At 39.7% G+C, this 19,677-nt stretch carries 24 protein-coding genes; 19 read left to right on the top strand and 5 right to left on the bottom strand.

Annotation, left to right across the window (positions count from 1 at the left end):
• Positions 1-2: 2 nt before the first annotated feature.
• The 6 genes from coxB to WMZ97_RS02850 all read left to right on the top strand — a co-directional run bounded on the left by coxB (position 3) and on the right by WMZ97_RS02850 (position 5,586).
• Positions 3-1,055, top strand: a complete 1,053-nt coding sequence (gene coxB / locus WMZ97_RS02875) for a cytochrome c oxidase subunit II (RefSeq protein WP_343270550.1) — start codon at positions 3-5, stop codon at positions 1,053-1,055.
• A 56-nt stretch (positions 1,056-1,111) separates the two neighbouring features.
• Positions 1,112-2,962: a cytochrome c oxidase subunit I gene (ctaD, locus tag WMZ97_RS02870; RefSeq protein WP_343270549.1), complete on the top strand. Its 1,851-nt coding sequence runs from the start codon at positions 1,112-1,114 to the stop codon at positions 2,960-2,962.
• 1 nt (position 2,963) lies between these two features.
• Complete coding sequence (locus WMZ97_RS02865) at positions 2,964-3,587, top strand: cytochrome (ubi)quinol oxidase subunit III (protein WP_343270548.1); 624 nt, start codon at positions 2,964-2,966, stop codon at positions 3,585-3,587.
• Between the two features lie 3 nt (positions 3,588-3,590).
• Complete coding sequence (gene ctaF / locus WMZ97_RS02860) at positions 3,591-3,908, top strand: cytochrome c oxidase subunit IVB (protein ID WP_343270547.1); 318 nt, start codon at positions 3,591-3,593, stop codon at positions 3,906-3,908.
• Positions 3,909-4,121: 213 nt separating this feature from the next.
• A complete protein-coding gene (gene ctaG, locus WMZ97_RS02855; RefSeq protein ID WP_343270791.1) occupies positions 4,122-5,030 on the top strand; it encodes a cytochrome c oxidase assembly factor CtaG in 909 nt (302 codons plus the stop codon).
• 100 nt (positions 5,031-5,130) lie between these two features.
• Positions 5,131-5,586: a DUF420 domain-containing protein gene (locus WMZ97_RS02850; protein ID WP_343270546.1), complete on the top strand. Its 456-nt coding sequence runs from the start codon at positions 5,131-5,133 to the stop codon at positions 5,584-5,586.
• Positions 5,587-5,611: 25 nt separating this feature from the next.
• On the opposite strand, the gene ytvI is transcribed toward WMZ97_RS02850, so the two are convergent.
• Positions 5,612-6,670 carry a sporulation integral membrane protein YtvI gene (gene ytvI, locus WMZ97_RS02845; protein WP_343270545.1) on the bottom strand — a complete coding sequence of 353 codons (1,059 nt, stop codon included), beginning with the start codon at positions 6,668-6,670 and terminating at the stop codon, positions 5,612-5,614.
• A 180-nt stretch (positions 6,671-6,850) separates the two neighbouring features.
• Positions 6,851-7,216, bottom strand: a complete 366-nt coding sequence (locus tag WMZ97_RS02840) for a YugN family protein (protein WP_343270544.1) — start codon at positions 7,214-7,216, stop codon at positions 6,851-6,853.
• A gap of 308 nt (positions 7,217-7,524) precedes the next feature.
• On the opposite strand from WMZ97_RS02840, the gene WMZ97_RS02835 reads away from it, so the two are divergent.
• The 7 genes from WMZ97_RS02835 (at position 7,525) to coaD (ending at position 11,752) form a co-directional block, all read left to right on the top strand.
• The gene (locus tag WMZ97_RS02835) at positions 7,525-8,592 is read left to right on the top strand and encodes a CAP domain-containing protein (protein WP_343270543.1); all 1,068 of its coding nucleotides are present in this window, start codon (positions 7,525-7,527) and stop codon (positions 8,590-8,592) included.
• A gap of 99 nt (positions 8,593-8,691) precedes the next feature.
• On the top strand, positions 8,692-9,105 hold the full coding sequence (ylbD, locus tag WMZ97_RS02830; RefSeq protein ID WP_343270542.1) for a YlbD family protein: 414 nt from the start codon (positions 8,692-8,694) through the stop codon (positions 9,103-9,105).
• Between the two features lie 13 nt (positions 9,106-9,118).
• Positions 9,119-9,352 (top strand): YlbE-like family protein, encoded by a 234-nt coding sequence (locus WMZ97_RS02825; protein WP_343270541.1) that lies wholly within the window; start codon positions 9,119-9,121, stop codon positions 9,350-9,352.
• Positions 9,353-9,406: 54 nt separating this feature from the next.
• Positions 9,407-9,841, top strand: a complete 435-nt coding sequence (locus WMZ97_RS02820; RefSeq protein WP_343270540.1) for a YlbF family regulator — start codon at positions 9,407-9,409, stop codon at positions 9,839-9,841.
• Between the two features lie 38 nt (positions 9,842-9,879).
• Positions 9,880-10,155 carry a YlbG family protein gene (locus WMZ97_RS02815; protein ID WP_343270539.1) on the top strand — a complete coding sequence of 92 codons (276 nt, stop codon included), beginning with the start codon at positions 9,880-9,882 and terminating at the stop codon, positions 10,153-10,155.
• Positions 10,156-10,626: 471 nt separating this feature from the next.
• Entirely contained in the window at positions 10,627-11,205 is a 579-nt protein-coding gene (gene rsmD, locus WMZ97_RS02810; protein WP_343270538.1) for a 16S rRNA (guanine(966)-N(2))-methyltransferase RsmD, read from the top strand.
• 64 nt (positions 11,206-11,269) lie between these two features.
• Positions 11,270-11,752: a pantetheine-phosphate adenylyltransferase gene (coaD, locus tag WMZ97_RS02805; protein WP_343270537.1), complete on the top strand. Its 483-nt coding sequence runs from the start codon at positions 11,270-11,272 to the stop codon at positions 11,750-11,752.
• A 55-nt stretch (positions 11,753-11,807) separates the two neighbouring features.
• Here coaD and ylbJ read toward each other — a convergent pair whose 3' ends face one another.
• Positions 11,808-13,010, bottom strand: a complete 1,203-nt coding sequence (gene ylbJ, locus WMZ97_RS02800; RefSeq protein WP_343270536.1) for a sporulation integral membrane protein YlbJ — start codon at positions 13,008-13,010, stop codon at positions 11,808-11,810.
• 526 nt (positions 13,011-13,536) lie between these two features.
• On the opposite strand from ylbJ, the gene WMZ97_RS02795 reads away from it, so the two are divergent.
• Entirely contained in the window at positions 13,537-14,553 is a 1,017-nt protein-coding gene (locus tag WMZ97_RS02795) for a SepM family pheromone-processing serine protease (protein WP_343270535.1), read from the top strand.
• Positions 14,554-14,659: 106 nt separating this feature from the next.
• Here the strand turns inward: WMZ97_RS02795 and WMZ97_RS02790 are convergent, their stop codons facing one another.
• Entirely contained in the window at positions 14,660-15,871 is a 1,212-nt protein-coding gene (locus WMZ97_RS02790; RefSeq protein ID WP_343270534.1) for a nucleotidyltransferase, read from the bottom strand.
• A gap of 194 nt (positions 15,872-16,065) precedes the next feature.
• On the opposite strand from WMZ97_RS02790, the gene WMZ97_RS02785 reads away from it, so the two are divergent.
• The 3 genes from WMZ97_RS02785 (at position 16,066) to WMZ97_RS02775 (ending at position 17,566) form a co-directional block, all read left to right on the top strand.
• Complete coding sequence (locus tag WMZ97_RS02785) at positions 16,066-16,596, top strand: YceD family protein (RefSeq protein ID WP_343270533.1); 531 nt, start codon at positions 16,066-16,068, stop codon at positions 16,594-16,596.
• A gap of 45 nt (positions 16,597-16,641) precedes the next feature.
• Positions 16,642-16,818 (top strand): 50S ribosomal protein L32, encoded by a 177-nt coding sequence (gene rpmF, locus WMZ97_RS02780; protein WP_343270532.1) that lies wholly within the window; start codon positions 16,642-16,644, stop codon positions 16,816-16,818.
• A gap of 262 nt (positions 16,819-17,080) precedes the next feature.
• Positions 17,081-17,566: an RsfA family transcriptional regulator gene (locus WMZ97_RS02775; RefSeq protein WP_343270531.1), complete on the top strand. Its 486-nt coding sequence runs from the start codon at positions 17,081-17,083 to the stop codon at positions 17,564-17,566.
• Positions 17,567-17,676: 110 nt separating this feature from the next.
• Here the strand turns inward: WMZ97_RS02775 and WMZ97_RS02770 are convergent, their stop codons facing one another.
• Positions 17,677-18,150 carry an N-acetyltransferase gene (locus WMZ97_RS02770; protein ID WP_343270530.1) on the bottom strand — a complete coding sequence of 158 codons (474 nt, stop codon included), beginning with the start codon at positions 18,148-18,150 and terminating at the stop codon, positions 17,677-17,679.
• A gap of 179 nt (positions 18,151-18,329) precedes the next feature.
• On the opposite strand from WMZ97_RS02770, the gene WMZ97_RS02765 reads away from it, so the two are divergent.
• Together WMZ97_RS02765 and WMZ97_RS02760 are read left to right on the top strand one after the other, a co-directional pair.
• Positions 18,330-19,205, top strand: coding sequence for a 2-dehydropantoate 2-reductase (locus WMZ97_RS02765; RefSeq protein WP_343270529.1), 876 nt, complete (start codon positions 18,330-18,332; stop codon positions 19,203-19,205).
• A gap of 2 nt (positions 19,206-19,207) precedes the next feature.
• Positions 19,208-19,588, top strand: a complete 381-nt coding sequence (locus WMZ97_RS02760; protein WP_343270528.1) for a DUF3397 domain-containing protein — start codon at positions 19,208-19,210, stop codon at positions 19,586-19,588.
• The last annotated feature ends 89 nt before the right edge of the window (positions 19,589-19,677 follow it).

The following is a 19,677-nucleotide window of genomic DNA, read 5'->3' as shown; positions in this document are numbered from 1 at the left end:
ACATGAAAGGTTGGATGGGAAAATTCCGGGCGTTAAGTTTGTTAGGCTTACTGGCACTCGTTTTAACGGGATGTGGCAGGGAAAATTTAACCGCTTTAAAACCTAAAGGGTATGGTGCACAGACATCATATGATTTAATTATCCTGACAACAGTTGTGATGTCATTTGTACTGTTGGTTGTTGCAATAGTGTATATTACCGTATTAGTTCGTTTCCGTAAGAAAAAAGGCAATGAAGATTTTATACCAAAGCAGGTAGAAGGGAATAAAACATTAGAGACAATCTGGACGATTATCCCTATTATCCTGTTAATTATCATTGCGATCCCAACAACGATTGCAACATTTGATCTTGCAAGTACAAAAGGTGCCAAAGATCAAGTGAATGTTGAAGTTACCGGAAACCAGTATTGGTGGCATTTTAATTACAAAGGTGAAGATATACAGACTAGTCAGGATTTATATATTCCAACTGGTGAAAAGGTGTATCTGAATATGAAATCGTCTGATGTTATTCATTCATTCTGGGTGCCAAGTATCGCAGGTAAAATGGATGTGAACCCGGAAAATGAGAATACAATGTATATTCAAGTTGACGAAGAGGGTGTTTACTGGGGTAAATGTGCGGAGTTTTGCGGACCTTCCCACTCATTGATGGACTTTAAAATTATTGCTGTTAGTCCGGATAAATATGATCAATGGGTAAAAGACATGCAAAATGTGGATGCTGATGCGGTTGCAAAAGGTGACACAGCGAAAGAAGGGCAAGAGTTATTTGAAAAGAATAACTGTATGGGCTGTCACGCTGTAGGCTCATCACCGGTTCAAGTAGGGCCTAACTTGACTGACTTTGGTAACCGTACAAAAGTAGCCGGAGTAATAGACCACACGAAAGAAAATGTTGTCGATTGGATTATGGATCCGGAATCAATTAAACCTGGAAACAAAATGACAGGTAATTATCCTAAGCTTTCTAAGGATGATGCAGGTAAAATTGCGGATTATTTGATGCAATTAAAACCTTCGAAAGTTACGCCTGAAAGCGCCGGAGATTAATGATCAGCACAACAGATTTTTAAAGGGATGGAAGATGTATAAGGGAGGTTAAAGTAGTGAGTATTGCAGCTACTCAGAAAAGGGGCTTTGGCGCTGTACTATGGGATTATTTAACGACTGTCGACCATAAGAAAATTGCACATTTATATTTGTTTGGCGGTGGATTGTTTTTCCTTCTTGGCGGAATCGAAGCCTTAATCATTCGTATTCAATTGATTAAACCGGATAATGATTTTGTTAGCGCCGGTTTTTACAATGAAGTTATTACCATGCATGGAACAACCATGATATTTTTAGCGGCCATGCCGTTAATATTTGCCCTGATGAATGCGGTTCTGCCGCTGCAAATAGGTGCGCGGGATGTTGCTTTTCCATTTTTAAATTCTTTAGGTTTTTGGTTATTTATGTTAGGTGGAGTACTCCTTAACTGTAGCTGGTTTTTGGGTGGCGCACCTGATGCCGGCTGGACTGGATATGCACCATTATCAACAACTTCACCCGGTCATGGCGTTGACTTTTATGTTATGGGATTGCAGATTGCTGGTGCAGGAACGTTAATTGGTGGGATAAACTTCCTTGTGACCGTTGTTAATATGCGTGCACCTGGAATGACATATATGCGGATGCCACTGTTTACCTGGGCATCATTTATTGCAAGTGTATTAATTCTGTTTGCATTCCCAGCCTTAACAGTTGGTTTGTTTTTACTTATGTTTGACCGGATGTTTGATACAGCGTTTTTCGATGTATCATTAGGCGGGAACACTATTATCTGGCAGCATTTATTCTGGATATTTGGACACCCGGAAGTTTACATTTTAATTCTTCCATTGTTTGGTGTATTTAGTGATGTATTCTCAAACTTTTCTAAAAAGCGCCTGTTCGGTTATACGGCGATGGTTTTTGCAACAATGCTGATCGCTTTCTTAGGCTTCATGGTTTGGGCTCACCATATGTTTACAGTTGGTTTAGGACCGGTAGCGAACTCAATTTTCTCCATTGCAACCATGGCAATTGCAGTTCCTACAGGGATTAAAATCTTTAACTGGCTGGCAACATTATGGGGCGGGAATATTACTATTAACTCGGCAATGCTCTGGGGCCTTGCGTTTATCCCGTCGTTTACCATTGGCGGTATGACAGGGGTAATGGTGGCAACTGTTGCTGCTGACTATCAATACCATGATACGTACTTTGTTATTGCTCACTTTCACTATGTTATTGTTGGTGGTACAATATTTGGTATTTTTAGTGGCTTGCATTATTGGTGGCCGAAAATGTTCGGTCGTATTCTCCATGAAGGATTGGGTAAATTAACATTTTGGACCTTCTTTATCGGGTTCCATTTAACATTCTTTATCCAGCACTTCCTTGGTTTAATGGGTATGCCTCGTCGTTATTGGGTGTTCCATGCCGGAGATCATCTGGAGACAGGTAACTTGATCAGCTCAATTGGTGCCTTCTTTATGGCGTTTGCCGTTATCGTGTTCATCATTAATGTGATTGTGACAGCACGTGGTCCAAAAGCTCCCGACGATCCTTGGGATGGCCGTACACTAGAGTGGGCCACCGCGTCACCACCAGCACATTACAATTTTAAACAAACGCCGCTAGTTCGCGGACTTGACCCATTATGGGTTGAAAAATCAGAAGGTAAGGGTGCAATGACACCTGCAGAACCTCTAGGTGATATTCATATGCCAAACGGTTCGATCTTACCATTCTTATTTTCATTAGGTTTATTTATCGCTGGATTTGGTTTTATCTACCAAACAGATAATAAAGCGTGGTTAGTTGTGCTTATTGGCGGTATTGCATTTTCATTAACAATGATGGTGATCAGATCCATGAAAGATGATCTTGGATATCATATAACGAAAGAAGAACTTGAAAGGGAGGCTGACTAACATGAGTCATGATCATTCCTTAAAACCAGAAACAATGCCACATGATCCAGAAAAAGCCACCCTCGAAGGAAAAAATAAATTTATTGGATTTTGGTTCTTCCTAGGTGGTGAAACAGTACTCTTTGCCAGTCTGTTTGGAACGTATTTAGCGTTACACAACTCAACAGCTGATGGCCCATCCGGTCACGATTTATTTGGCCTGGGACTTGTATTTGTCATGACAATGCTCTTACTGACAAGTTCATTAACGAGTGTTTACGCCATTTATCATATGAAGAATAATGATTATGCAAAAATGTCACTTTGGTTTGTTATTACCATTATTCTTGGATTCGGGTTTGTTGGCTGTGAGATTTATGAGTTCACCCACTATATTACGGAATATGGTTTTTCATTCCGTTCGTCAGCCTTTGGTTCGTCATTCTACGCACTTCTAGGCTTTCATGGCGGACACGTAACGTTCGGTCTATTCTGGGCAATTTCCTTGTTAATCCGCAACGCGAAACGTGGATTGAACTTGTATAATGCTCCAAAGTTTTATATTTGGAGTCTGTATTGGCATTTTATCGATGTTGTTTGGGTTTTCATTTTTACCGTAGTATATCTAATGGGAAAGGTGGCTTAATCCATGACGGAAAATACTGGTTCAAAACTTGATTCGTTTCATAAACAAAAGAACAAGGAAGAAATGCGACAACAATTAATCAGCTTTGCGCTCATGATAGCATTTACCCTTCTCGCTTTCGTCGTTGTTCTAACAGAAATGGATAAGTTTGTTGCGATTCCTATCCTGATTACACTAGCAGTTATTCAGGTTGGATTTCAATTTTACTATTTTATGCATATGAAGCATGAAGGTCATGCCATGCCTGCTGTAATGATTTATGGCGGCCTTTGGGTAGCTATTATGGCAACCGCAACCTTTACCGCGATAATTTGGTGGTAACCGCGTGGAACGAAAGACTAGGATACGCTCCTAGTCTTTTGTTTTTCCTATCATGTGTAGAGGGGAAATTTCCGATTGTGGTAAAACTGAAGTGTAATTCGTGTTACGGTTATTATTTTTGTTGTATTTTTGTCACAATAAACGTTCGTACAATGAAATGAAATGCGTTATAATATAGAAGTAAAGAAGCCATTTTTAATGGAGTGAGTTATGATGTGGTTGGAGTTACAAATTTTTGGTTTCCGGGCGCTGTGGAGTCCCTATTATATGATCTTTATTATTGGGCTTTGCCTTGCCTATTATTTAATAACTGTCCGCTTTCGGCATCGTTTTGGTGTAGGGGAGAAACCAACAGGGAAACAGCAAATTATGTTCTATCTTGGTATGGTCCTGCTTTATGCTGTAAAAGGGTCGCCAATAGATCTGCTGTCGCATATTATGTTGACAGCGCACATGATTCAATTAGCTGTTTACTTCCTGCTATTTCCAATATTAATGATTAAGGGGATACCGGTTTGGATTTGGGAATGGTTTGCACATTTGCCAGTAATTAAACCTGTGCTCCGTTTGCTAACAAAACCAATTATTTCGTTGTTACTATTTAATTCATTGTTTTCGATTTATCATATACCGGTAATATTTGATTATTCAAAAGAGTCACCTATCGCCCATACATTGTTTACGTCCATTATTTTAGTCGCAGCGTTCATTGTGTGGTTTCCGATTATAACCCCTTTAAAAGAATTTAACAAAATGACACCTTTATTAAAGATTGGATATATTTTTCTAAATGGGGTTTTAATTACGCCTGCATGTGTTCTTATTATATTTGCGGATGTTCCATTATACGCAGCCTATTCCCAAAATGGGGCCTGGATGCAAGCGTTAGCGCTATGTGTGCCTGGTGATGTGTTACAAGGTTTAAGTTATTCCATCTCTGGGCCGGAAATGTTTTCGCCAATGAGTACGATGGAAGATCAGCAATTGGGCGGTATCATTATGAAACTAATGCAAGAAATAACCTATTTAACGGTAATGGGAAGAGTGTTCTTTTCATGGTTCACAAAAGAGAGTTTAAGGGTTGATCCGTTGCCAGATCCTGAGCCGGATGGAGCCAGGTAACAATGATTAAGATACTTCTGAGGCTGTAACGTAATCGTTCGGTGAGAAAGGTTACAGCTTCAGTTTTATTTCAATGTAATGTAAGAAAGGAATTAAATTGATGCCATTTTTACCAACAATTAGTACATTTTTCATCGCTTTGAGTGCCATTTTAGTAGCAATTGGATGGGCTTTAATTATCAAAGGAAAAGCGAAGGCGCATAAACGAACCATGATCTCGGCTGCAATCAGTGCATTGCTGTTTTTTATTATCTACGTTTCCAGAACGGCATTTATTGGGAATACCAGTTTTGGTGGACCGGAAAATATTAAAATATATTATACTATTTTCTTGATTTTCCATATCTTCCTTGCAACAGTGGGTGCCATTTTTGGTATTGTTACCATAACCCTGGCACTTAAACGTAAAATTAGTATACATAGGAAGATCGGTCCAATAACAAGTATTATCTGGTTCTTCTCAGCGATTACAGGTGTGGTCGTTTATTTTCTTCTATATATCATCTATGATGGCGGTCAGACGACAAGTATGCTTAAAGCAATATTGGGATTATAAAAAGTGTGAAAGCAATATATTGCTTTCACACTTTTATGTTTAGCTTAATGATTCCAGCTTCACTAGCTGATTTAAACATAATTAGTATTAACGGTCCGATAATAAACCCGAATAATCCAAGAAGTTTTATCCCCAAAAACATCGCAATCAGTGTGGCCAGCGGTGAAAGGCCAATATGTTTTCCCATTACTTTTGGCTCAACGGTCCGTCGTATGCCAAGCAAGATGATCGCCAGGATAGCCAGTTTAATTCCTGTTGCGGTATCGCCGGTGATAAACATAAACAAGGCCCATGGTCCAAGGATAACGATGGAACCAATTATTGGTATGAAGTCAATTATCCAAATAATTAGCGACATAATAATTGCGACGTCAGGAGCGATGATAAATAATCCTATTAATGAAGCAATGAAGATGATCACACTTACTAAAAATTGCGCCTTGAAAAATCCTAGAATCACATCTGCCAATCGTCTGTTCATGAACGAAACCTTTTCCGCCGTCTCGTCCCTCATTAGTTTATATGTACTGGCTTTGACGGCCGGCAGTTCGATCATAAATAAAAATAGTGCGATTAAATAGACAAGGAAGCTAATCAGGTATTGTGGAATCTTCGCAAATATTTGTGTGATGTTATCGATTGTGATTTCATTTTTCGCTGTTGTACTTAAGGACGACAAGTAATCTTCCACGCTGCTTGACACTTCCTGTACAAATTCCGGTGGCAGGTTTTGTGAATAATCACGGAAATTCTGCTCCCAATCCACGTAGACGGCATTTAGTTCATTAAAGTATTCTGGTACATTCTCTACGAAGTTAACTAATTGGGTTGTGGCCTTTGTGACAATGAATGTACCCGCAATCCCGATCAAGATCATGAATAACAAGAAAACAATAATAACAGAAGTTCTTCTGCTTGTTTTTGTCCTTTGTTGAAAAAACCGCACTGCTGGGTTTAGCATTAAGGCAGTGACCAGGGCAAAGATTAAAGGAAGAGAAATTGGTAATACAAAAATTAGCAACAAAAGTAAAACAATGGCTAATAAAATAAATGTCCATTGACGCTTAGTAATCGATCGAAACAATGTAATAGAATTTCTCCTCTCACTGATAATTTTGGAAATGCATATGAAAAAAATATAGCATGTTTAAGCTGCTTTTAACAGTTAGAGTTGTTATTTCATCATATAAATTGCAAACCTGTAGTTATGTTTGTGCTTCAAGGAAAAAAACTGCTCTAATATTAGTTTAGAGCAGTTGCGCGTTTATTTTTTATATTGTTCTACCTCTTGTTCCACTTTTGCTACAAGCCCATTGGCACGCTCGATCAAATTGTTCGGGAAGTTTTCCTCTTCACCGTATTCGACACCATGCGGGTAGTAATGCTTACCAAGCAACGGGGTCATTAATTTGATAACTGCATTTCCGCGATCCACATCACCTTCAAGTGCATAGCCTTGAATGCGAATATAATATGTAATATTTTTTTCCTTGGAATCAATCCGATAATCGTATGTGACGCGTTCATAATCCCATTGACCTGCACGAATGAATGCATGCTTTCCCATCAAGTGATCCAAGGGTTTCAAATCAACAACCGCATCTTCAATTCCTTTACTTTCTAATCTCATGTTTTCCACCTCACTCAAATTTCACTCACTAAAATAATAATAGTACGAAATGGGCTAAGTTGCAAATCAGATGGTGTTTTTTTCATGGAATGAACAGCGGTTAGCCCGAAAAGATATATGTTAAAATCGTCATTCCAAATGAAGTTTCCTTTCTTTTGTTATAATAATAGGTGACTGAAAACAAAGGAAGTTCTGCCGACCAAGTAGTTTCTATTGAATTTTATCGGGAATAATAGATAAAGTAGAATGGAATGAAAGGCTTGGACATATAATTAAATAATACGAAAATATCTAAAGGAGCAACTTAAATGCGTCTTATTCGAACGATCATTATTCTTTTTTTAATTGCTTTGGGTGGGTTTTATCTACTAGAGAAATACAACCTGTCCCCGGGTGAAGCAATCCAAGATATTGGAAAGGTATTAGATCAGAAGGAAAGTAAGTTGAAATCAAAATCGGTTCCAGAAAATAAATTGCCGAAAATAAACTTGAAGGGTGATTTATTCCAATGGGTTGGCAAAACATCCGACCAATTAACAAAAGCCCTTGGGGATCCAGTACGAATTGATAAAGGTGCATATGGATATGATTGGTGGGTTTATACCGATCAGCAGGATCAATATGTTCAATTTGGAGTGGAAGACGATAGTATCCAAACCATATATGCTACAGGAAAGGACCTCTCAACCGACCCAATTCATGTTGGACAATCGTATAAAGATTTGAACGAGCAATTTTCCTTTTCGAACGACATCACCTATAAGGATGGCATTTCTTCTTATAAATTTCATTTGAGTGAAGATGATTTAAAAATGAGGCCAATTGTTAAAATAGCAGAAAATCTTTTTGTACAATGTTATTTTGATACCTTTACCGATAAGTTATCCTCGGTACGGATTCTTACGGCAGAGACCCTGCTTAAACAGCGACCGTACAAAATTGAATACCGCGGTGACCTGCCGGATGTACCCGATCTCTCTGATGAGGAATGGAAGAAGGTTGAATCAGGCATGGAGCAGCAAATATTTGATATTACGAATGTGATGCGAAACCAATTCGATAAAACCGGTGTAGAATGGGATAAAACAGTGAGTCAGGTTGCTTTTCTTCATAGTGAGGACATGTCAGAAAACAATTATTTCTCCCATTACAGTAAGAATGGGGACGGGCTCAAAGAACGTTTAGCACAGAAAAAGGTATATTATGTATCTGCCGGAGAGAATATCGCCGCACAATATCCAGATGCCCCTGCGGCTATGGAAGGCTGGTTAAATAGCGAAGGGCACCGTGAAGCGCTTCTTAATGCTGATTATACCCATTTGGGCGTTGGCGTGTACCACTTTTATTACACACAAAATTTTATTGAAACACCATAAATGAACATTGCGTTCACATTTTCTTTGGCTTCTTCTCACACGATCTGGGGCATTGTCATAAACTAAGGTAACAGATAGCCTTGGTGAGGTGAAAAAACAATGCAAGACAATTTACATCCATCAGTCAAAGAATTTAAAGCGTTCCTGGCAAAGCATCCCGCATTAGTAAAAGAAATTAGAAAAAACGGTAAATCGTGGCAGGAGCCTTATGAAAAATGGGCGTTGCTTGGTGAAGATGATCCATATTGGGAGTCATATAAGAAAGCGGGGGAGGAAAAGGAAGAATCAAACGAGACCCCAAAGGACGAGGGGAAGTCAAAGCAAGCGGAACTGTTTGGCCAGTTAATGAAAATGACCGAGAAAATGGATATGAATAAAGTACAAAAACAGGTCGAGCAACTAAGTACGACCATTGGTACAGTTCAGGAGATGATTAGTCAGTTTCAGGAAAGCAAAAATACGACACCACAGCCTAAAAATCAACCCCAGCCATTTAACTGGTTTCGGGATTAAGAGGTGAAATAGGATGCAATCACGATTGTTTAACTATCTCCAATCACGTCCTGATTTATTGCATTTTATCCGTTATAACCCGAGTTGGTACCGATATCTGACAAGAGAACCGGATCAACTATCAGAGCTGGAAAAAGCGGCCAAACAATTTTATGGTAAAACATTGCCGCAGCGGTTTGAAAAGTTAAGTAATCAGGTGCAAATGGCAGGCATGCTGCTGCAATTTACTGATTTGATGAAAGATTAACCCGGCTTTAATAATCAACCTATCCGTGTTATGATATTGGTGGAGGTGAATCATATGATAGCAACGATGGAATATGTGGATATCCTTGATCGTTCTGAATTTCTTGGCCAGATGGTTATGCAATCAGATGTCATGGAAGCCTATCATTATTCCCGTGAGCAGCTAAATAATGATGATAAAGCACAGCAGTTAATTAAGGCTTTTATAGATATAAAATCCCACTATGAGGATGTTCAGCGGTTTGGCAGATACCATCCTGACTTTAACCAGATTATGAAACAGGTACGCGCAACGAAGCGGGAAATGGACATGAATGAGAAAGTAGCGGCCTTCAAGGTTGCCGAACGTAATCTGCAGCAGCTTTTAGATGAAATAAGTCAATTGGTTGCTCAAAGTGTTAGTGATGACATTAAGGCGCCAAAAGAGGGTGCAGCATTAAGTGACGGTGGTTGTGGCAGCGGTGGCAAATGTGGATGCAAAGCATCGTAACAAGTTGTTTCAATTGGTTAAAAGGGAGGCTTTGAAATTTGCGAACAAAACGTCAAGGAATCATTGTTTGGTTTCAGCACATGAAAAACTTGCGGCAAATTAAACGGTACGGACACATTGTGTATGCGTCCAAAAAACTGAAATATGCAGTTTTATATGTGGACCAAGAGGAAGTCGGAGATGTGGAAAAAAAGATTCTGAAGCTTTCCTTTGTATCAAAAATCGAACGGTCTCACAAGCCATTTATTCGGACAAACTATGAAAACGCCAAACCAGATAAGGCCAAGCAATATGATTATAAAATGGGGATTTAATATGTGATGATGATATTTACATAGAAAACCGGCACAGGATGTCACAATCTCGGGTCAATCCTCGGTGTTCTGGCGCATTAGCAATAGAGCGTTAACTTTTATCCCGCCTTGATGGGCAGTAAGACCCTCACTGAATGAAGTTTCACTTTATACTTTTAAAAAAAGAAAACCTGCAGAATAATTCTGCAGGTCTTTTTGTTTTCTGTTTGAAAACAAAAAGGCAAAGGGAGAGGAGAAACCGGAGGAAGAACTTATGGGGAAATGTAAGTCTTCTCCGTGTTTTGAAACAACCAAGCTAAGTATTAGCTGTCTCATTATTGTATTATGGACGAGGTGCGAAATTATATACATGGAAGTACAACATTTTTTATCCTATGGGCGTAGAGATCTTAACTAAGGTACAAAAAGAACGGTCGCTTGAATATGGCTTTTGTGGTAAAATGTCGATTAGTAGCAACTAGAGGTGATAATATGCGGGTGATAGCAGGTGATAAAAAAGGGCACCAACTGAAAGCGGTTCCTGGGACAACGTCCAGACCGACCACTGATAAGGTGAAAGAAGCTGTATTTCAAAGTATGGGTCCATTTTTCTCAGGAGGTTTATGCTTGGATTTGTTTGCTGGAAGCGGCTCATTGGGAATGGAAGCATTGAGCAGAGGAATGGAAAAGGCCGTATTCGTTGACAAAAGTCCAAAGGCGATACACACCATTCATGAAAATTTACGAACGCTTCAGTTGGAACCCAGGGCGGAGGTGTTTCGTACCGATGCATACCGGGCCCTTCAGGCTGCAGGGAAAAGAGGCCTGCAATTTGATTTAATTTTGTTTGATCCGCCATACAAAAAGGTTGATTATCGTAAATTTTTACATAAAATAGTGATGCAGCAACTAATTAATCCTAACGGTGTCATTTATTGTGAGCATGACGCAACCGAACGAATGCCGGATGTTCTTGAGCATTTATCCATTATAAAACAGGAAAACTATGGGGGTACTATTGGCATTACTGTTTATCATGCATTAACGGACTATAACCCCCTCACTGAATGAAGTTTGCTTTTATTATTATTTTGCAGCTAATTAATGAAAGAATGGGCAGAAGAGGAGTATACAAATGAGTAATTTAGCAATTTGTCCGGGAAGCTTTGACCCGGTTACACATGGACATTTAGACATCATCCAGCGCGGGGCAAAAATTTTTGATCAGGTAATTGTAGTGGTATTTAATAACCAGTCAAAGGATCCGTTATTCTCGGTTGAAGAACGGATGGATCTATTACGAGAAACGACAAAAGGCTTGCCAAATGTTAGTGTTGATTCAAGTGCGGGGTTGCTTATCGACTACGCTAGAAAGAAGCAAGCGAATGCTATTTTACGGGGGTTACGTGCCGTAAGTGATTTTGAATATGAATTACAAATCACATCCATGAATCGAAAATTGGATAATCATATTGAAACGTTTTTCATGATGACGAATAATCAATATTCATTTTTAAGCTCAAGTATTGTTAAAGAGGTAGCGAAATACAAAGCGGATGTATCCGATATTGTGCCTAAGATAGTAGAGAAAGCACTGATAGACAAATTTAAATCATAAGTTCGGGAAGCTGTGGTTTGTTCCAAACTACAGCTTCTTCCTAGTGATCGATGCTTCAATACGTTCTTCGCTTGTATAACAACAGTACGGCAATTGCCAGAAAGATAATCGTAATCACTGGTCCGATATGTTTGACTGTGTCTAATGTCTGTACCCAGAAACTCTGGGTAAGATCCGCGGATACTGGCGTGCTTTCGAGTTCAAACGCTTGGCGATTCACATATAAAGGTTTATACAAAACAATTGTTAACAAACCAGCGAAAATGGCATGTAAAAACCGTGCAAAAAAGTATGGGGCAAAACGAATGTCTGTTTTTGCGATAATACTGGATACCTGCGCTTGAACCGAAAGCCCATGAAATCCGAGAATAAAACTGACAATAATCATTTGTGCAAGCAGGTTATCAATTGATATTTGCGAGATCATTTGTGAACCTAGCGTAATTTCAAATAGCCCGGACAAAAATGGAAGCGCTAATTCAATCGGAAGCATTAACATCTTGAACAAAATATGAAATCCACTTGCAATAATAGGTGATATACCAAGAATAAATAAGAGCTTTGTAAAAACAGAGAATAAGATAATAAATCCACCAATCATGACTAGTGTTTTAACTGAATTCAGCACGGCATCACCCATAACTTGTCCAAACGGGCGCGGATCATTGAGACGGGTGCGATGCATTTCTTTAAGTGCACGTTTAACCGATACCTTTTTTCTTCCTGCTTTTTTGTCTTTTTCTTTAGATGTTCCATAAAATCGCATACAAATACCGACCAATGTATTGGCGATATAGTGGCAGGCGAGTAACAGGACGCCAAGTTTTAAATCATGAAACAACCCGCCTGCAATGACGCCAATGATGAATAGCGGACTAGAGGCGTTGGAGAATGAAACAAGCCGCTCTGCCTCAATTTGGGAAATTTGCTGTTCCTCCCTTAAATGTGCCGAAATTTTTGCACCCGTTGGGTACCCACTGACCATTCCCATCGTCCAAGCAAAGCTGCCAACTCCAGGTACATTAAAAATTGGTCGCATAATCGGTTCGAAGAGGACGCCGATAAAATTGACAACCCCAAAGCTCATAAGTAATTCAGCAATGATGAAGAATGGTAATAATGTTGGAAAGACGCTTTCCCACCATATATTTAATCCCCGTATACTTGCTTCCGAGGCTTGATCAGGAACCGTTAATATGGCGAATGCAATAAAACCTGTGATTCCGGCTAATATGAGCGTTTTTATTATTTGTTTCAATGGAAAGCCTCCTAGTGAAGTCCTAGCTCTGTACTTCTCTTTTTAATAGTAGTAGAATAATTTCTAGTCCTTTTGCATAATAGAATGCCGATGAACCTGTCAGGATTTAAGTATTGGAAGAAAAAAGTACTGCTTGTTTTTTGTACGAGTCTATATCAATATACGCGTATACCCCTGGCATTTATGCCATACACTTTTTACATAAAGTGAAACTTCATTAAGTGGGGTGTTCGACGCACTCAGACGCGCTAGTGCAGGCGAAGGCATAAGGATGTAGCGATTTTAGCTTGTCCTTTCTCCCCTACGGAGAAAGGAGAACAATGGCTAAGAACTCGGGCGTCTGAGTAGCAACGCCTTTGTGACCTGCATTGTGCAGACTGAAAACAGAATCGGACCTTAACGGGCACAGTTGACCCCCCACTATTTTTTCGTTCACCTCAAAAACTTCAAGTTGAGGTCTTACCGCCCGTTAAAGTGGGATAAAGAAAACCATATACATAAGCGTCAACATGGAAGGAGTTATATTGTGAAGTTTACCAAGCGCCATATAGTATATTTAATTATTGTGATTGCCATTGCCTTTTTTATCTCAGCCTATAAGCTGCCGTTTTATATTTATAAGCCTGGCGGTGCAGATGCCCTAGACCCAATTGTTTCCGTTGATGGTGGTTATAAGAGTGCTGGTGATATGCATTTAGTGACGGTACGTGGAGGGCAGGCAACGCCAATTCAATATGTATTTGCAAAGTTGTTGCCACATAATGAGATTATACCGTTAAAAGATGTACGGCCTGAGGGCATTTCCGAGGATGAATATTATCACGCACAGCTGCAAATGATGGAGAATTCCCAGGAAGCCTCTACTGTAGTGGCATATAAAGCGGCTAAAAAGGAAATTCATATTAACTATAAGGGTGTTTATGTAGCAGCAGTGATGAAGAACATGCCAGCTGATGGTAAACTGAAAATGGGCGATCGAATTACCGGTATCGATGGGAAAGATATTAAAAAGGCAGAGGATTTAACCTCCTACGTGGAAAATAAGCATGGAGGCGATACCATTTCGTTACAGGTGAACCGGGATGATAAGACTATGACCAAACAGATTACCCTTAAAGAACTGGATGAATTGGATGGTAAGCCGGGTATTGGCATCCAACTAGTCACAGATCGCAGTGTAACGGTAAATCCAAAGGTCAAGTTTTCCAGTGGCAGTATCGGCGGTCCAAGTGCCGGATTAATGTTTTCGTTGAAGATGTATGATGAATTAACGAAAGAAGATTTAACACATGGTTACCAAATCGCTGGCACGGGTGAAATTGATTACGATGGAAATGTTGGGCGAATCGGCGGCATCGATAAAAAAGTAATTGCTGCAGATAAGGAAGGCTGTAAAGTATTCTTTGCACCGAATGAAGACGGGGCGAAAGATTCAAACTATCAAGTAGCAAAAAAAACAGCAGAAGAAATTGGCACAAGCATGAAGGTAGTTCCGGTAGATACATTTGACGATGCGGTGGATTACCTGGAGAAATTGCAATAATGCACGGGGTGAATGAAGTTCATTTCTGTTGTAGTGCTAGGGATGGACAATTAAAAGATGGGCTGAATTGGTGGAATCCACTATTTAGCCCATCTTTTAAGATATCTTAGCCCATAATCGGCGGCTGTAATTCCTGGTTACGAATTAATTTCTGAATGGCAACAGGAAGAATACTGTAGTAAGCGGCACTTGCTTTTTCCTCCATATGAAGCAGTGGATGCATGTTACGGCGGATATTTGTATACACTGGAATGTCAATTTGCTTACGAATGGCATGCAAATGTTTTTTTCCCGTTGCAGTAAGTCCGAGCAGACGAATATAGGGTATGGAAGTAATGGATGACAACTTGTCTAAGTCTCGTTTTTTGGTATTTGTCAAAAGGTGCACGAACATACGCTGTAGCCTTGTCCAAGTGTACCGTTTTGTTTTGATGGCTTCCATCCAGGATTCAAAAGAGGTAGCAGTTTTTGCAGTTTTTTTAAGTCGGTGTTCGAGCCCCTCATCAACTCCCTGGATAGCAGCCAGCTCCTTCTCTGTCATGGTTAGCACGCGATAATGCAAATATGGAAAATAAGTTTCCCAACGGTGCCAGGTAGTTGTTTGCTTCTGGTAACGGTTCAGTTGTTCAATGGTCGCTTCTGGAATTGTTGCGGCAACATCTTTGGTAATGGTGCCGTTTGTGATCAGCTGGCTGCGAATACTTGTCGCACTAGCGATGGAACTGGTAATGGTTTGATCATGATATCCGCTTTTACTTCGTTTAATGGTGACTGCTTGGATCGGCAGGTTATTTTCCATTATTTGTTTTACATAACTAAACCCCAGAATGTTGTTTGGTTTGGTCAAATCAAACCCCGCTTGCTGCAATCCAATTTCCTGATAAGCGACCCGACTCGCTTCCGGATAAGAAAGTCCTTGTGCTAGTTGTTGTTTAACGGTCATATGGAAATGCTCTGATTGGCTGGTAAATGTTTGAAACCCATTGATAAAGTCAGAAACATTACCTGATTCACTTCCAAAGCAAATTGCATCAACCCCTAGCGCATTTAAGGTAAGTACCGATCCCTTGGCGAATAGATCACTGCTTTGCACCGCAAAAGCATAAGGAAGTTCGGCAACGATATCGATGCCACTGGCAATGGCTGCTTTTGTGCGATGAAATTTATCAATGATTGCCGGCTCCCCACGCTGCAGAAATGACCCGCTCATCACGGCAATCATACAATCGGCATTCGTGACTCGCTGCGCCTCTCGGAGATGGTGTACATGTCCATTGTGAAACGGATTATATTCAACGATTAATCCACATGCTTTCATCTATTCCACTCCTATGTAAAATATGCTACTATTAAGTTTAGCAGAAAATAACGAAAGGCGCACCTTGACAGGATGGATATGAAAGGAAAAGGGAAGACTATAAAGAGCTTTTAGTTGATCTGTAAAGAAAATATGTTGACAAAAGACCAATTTAATTTTAAAATTACTTTTGTTGCACTTTCGAGGTGATGACGATGAAATTCCCGGTTAGTCGAATAAAGCAAGGTACTTATAATGAGCCATTTGTGTTTGATGATGTTGTTGATGTTTCGGAATTGGAAACGATGAACAATGACATTCGCGAAATTGGCGAGGTACATGTTTTTGGCGAATGTATATTACAGGGGGAACAGCTTGTTTTTTCATTTACCATAGAAGGTACAATGATTCTTCCTTGTGCGCGGACATTGGTTGATGTTCCTTATCCATTTAATATTAAAACGGATGAAGTGTTTACCCTTTCCAGGTTTTATGGGGAGGAAGAAGCAGAAAACGAAATTCATCCAGTTGATGGAGAAATACTTGACTTAACACCATATATAAAGGAAAATATCTTATTAGAGGTTCCGTTTCGTGTGTTTTCTGATGATGCAAATGCTATAGAACATGCACCGGTTAAAGGTGAAGGATGGGATTTTATTTCGGAAGAGAACAAGGAGAACCCGGTTGATCCGCGTTTCAAAAAATTGGAGTCGTTATTAAATGATAATGAGAAAGAAAAATAAGAATGACTCGTTCATTTTTACGTTCATTTGAAGGAGGTGTAAGTCATGGCAGTACCTAAAAGAAGAACTTCTAAAAAAGTAAAGAATCAGCGTCGTACTCATAAAAAATTACACGTACCTGGCTTGATCGAATGCTCGAATTGTGGTGAATTAACTAAACCACATCATGTTTGCAAAGCATGTGGGCATTACGATGGAAAAGAAGTAGTAAGCAGCCTTTAAGAGATTAAGCAGATCACTAGGATTAGTGGTCTGCTTTTTTTCAATAAGACCCGGGAGACCTGTTCTAAATCACCGATAAATGTTGTGAAGCCGTCGATAATGGAAATCACGTCAAATTAGACGGTAATCCACTATACAATCACGCATGCAGGGTGTGCTTTAATAGTAGATCTGACTTGTTGTCCTTTTGTCCAAGTAAAAATAGTTATTCTATCACTCCTATTTATTGCATACATTTTATAGCAGTAGAAGGAGGGATGTTATGGAGGCAACTCGGCAAGATGCATGGACGAAAGATGAAGATATTATTTTAGCTGAAACCGTCATTCGCTATATTAGAGAAGGACAGACACAATTGGAAGCATTTAAAGATGTGGCTAAGCAATTGTCACGGACATCTGCGGCCTGTGGCTTTCGCTGGAATGCAACCATTCGTAAGTCATATCAGGATGCGATTCAACATGCCAAGGAGGAACGTAAAAGGGCAGGGAGAAAACAGGTTTTTAATGATGCGGAACCATCAGAAAATGCGAAACGAGATACCATAGACACGGCAATCTCCCTATTGGAAAAAATGAAAAGGGACTATGTGATGGAAAATCAACTAACCCACCAGGAACAAGAAAAAATGATTGCTCATTTAAAACAGGAAAACGAAGCGTTGAAAACACAGAATCAACGGTATGAAGCTGCATGGAAAGAAATGGGGGAATTGTGGAACTGGGTAACGAATGAACAGTCAACGTGAGCGGCTGTTCGTTCACCTCAGATACGATTGCTTCAGAAAAGTACCAGAGTATAAAGCAAAAGACATGAATGATGATGCATCCATTCATGTCTTTTGCGTATTGTACTGGCTTACTCTTTTTCCTGAACGCCTTCAGGTGTCCAAATTAATGGATTCTCACCAAAATCGCGTTCCATTTCATATTTGGCCTTTTGAAAGTTCATTTTCTCCCAAAAGCCCTGGGAATTAATTAATGGATTGGTTTTAATTGGCTTATTGTCCTTTTTTGCAAAATCCACGAGCGCTTTTCCAATGCCTTTTCCGCGATAGTCTGGCAGAACTTCCAGCTTCCATAAAACCAGGTAGTCCTGTGGGGGTTCAAAATAGTTATCATACTTTTTACTGACCGTGTATAAACTCATCCGTGCAGCTAATGAGTTACCATAATAGACCCCATAGAATGGCGATTCACTATTATTTTCTACAATATTGTTTCGCAAGTCATCCAGCATGGACAACTCTTGATTGCCATAGGCAGTAAATCGTTCAAACTCCTCCAATGTTTTATAATTAATCAACAGTCTTTCAACTTTTACATTACTCATAGTACTTCCCCCTCGTTGTCAGAAATCCAATTTAGCGTGTATATATATAGTATAATATAAAATGTAGTAGGAATGAAATAAAACACTATCCAGATTTAAAAAATTTCATAATCTTATACACACAAACACATCTGTATTTGCTACAATTTAGAAAGAAATATAGAAGGGAAGAGCAAGGGATGAAGATTGGTATTATTGGCGGGGGTGCGATTGGCCTGCTTTTGGGCGCATATCTTTGCCGTGACCACAATGTTACGATCTACGTACGCAGAAACAGGCAAAAACAACTCATCAATGAACATGGCATCTTTATCGAGCGTAATAGCCGCTCATTTCCACTTCGCGCATTATTATCGAGTGAACTGCAAGCAGAAGACTGTTACGTGGTTTGTGTAAAGCAGCAACAGCTTGGTAATGTGCTTCATTTGCTGACCAGACAAGTTCGACAAAGCCCGGTCTTATTTTTGCAAAATGGGATGGGACATGTAGATCTGTTACATCGAATAGGTGGATCCGTTTATGTGGGTGTGGTGGAACATGGGGCGTTGAAGGTAGCTGACAATGTTGTGGCCCACACCGGAGCGGGTCGTATAACAGTTGCGGTCTACCATGGTAAAACAGCCGGCTTGCTAGCAATCGTTGATAATTGGCATCGGGATGATTTTCCGGTTGAACGTACCGGTGACTGGAAATTGTTGCTTGGAAAAAAACTGATTGTGAATGCGGTAATCAATCCTTTAACAGCATTGTTTGATGTTGTAAACGGTGGCATTATTGATAATCCAGATATCCGATCCCTGGGACAACAACTATGTTTTGAAGGATGCGAGGTACTTGGCCTGGATGCTTCTCAACAATGGGAGCATGTACAAACGGTCGCGATGAATACCAGGGAGAATGTTTCTTCGATGTTGAAGGATATCCGAGAACAGCGCCAGACAGAAAATGAAGCGATATCCGGTTATTTGTTAAAGCATACTAAAAAAAGAATTCCATATACGTCATTTGTATACACCAGTATTAAAGCGATGGAGAAGAAGGGACTTATTGAATAAATATGAGAGATTTTATTATTAATCTGGTCGCATTAATCATTACGGTCCCCATTATGGTGACATTTATGATTTATTATATTTCAAGAAAAATGTCCCGGCAAAAATGGAGGGCTGTTCACAACGCGGTTAATTGGACGACGATCTTATATATTCTTGCCGTTCATACACTGCTATTCGTCATATTTAATCGGGTTTTATATGGCTGGTTCATTGTATTCCTTCTCTCTGTTTTTTCTATCATTCTATTCACCCAGTGGAAAAGCAGAACCGAAGTGGAATTTGCTCGGGCGTTTAAAATTTTTTGGCGGCTATCATTTTTGTTGTTTTTCGGTATGTACATAGCGTTGATATCCATTGGACTGATCCAGCAGTTATGTTACTAACTAAATCAGGTACTTTTGCTTTTCTAAACAGAATGCATGAAATTATCATTTGTTTTCTGTACAATACGTAGTGGATATTACTCAACATT

Origin of the sequence: Lentibacillus songyuanensis (assembly GCF_039548255.1) — a bacterium.
Classification (GTDB): Bacteria; Bacillota; Bacilli; order Bacillales; family Amphibacillaceae; genus Lentibacillus_C; species Lentibacillus_C songyuanensis.
The sequence above is the reverse complement of the archived record's forward strand: the minus strand, read 5'-3'. Positions and strand labels throughout refer to the sequence as shown.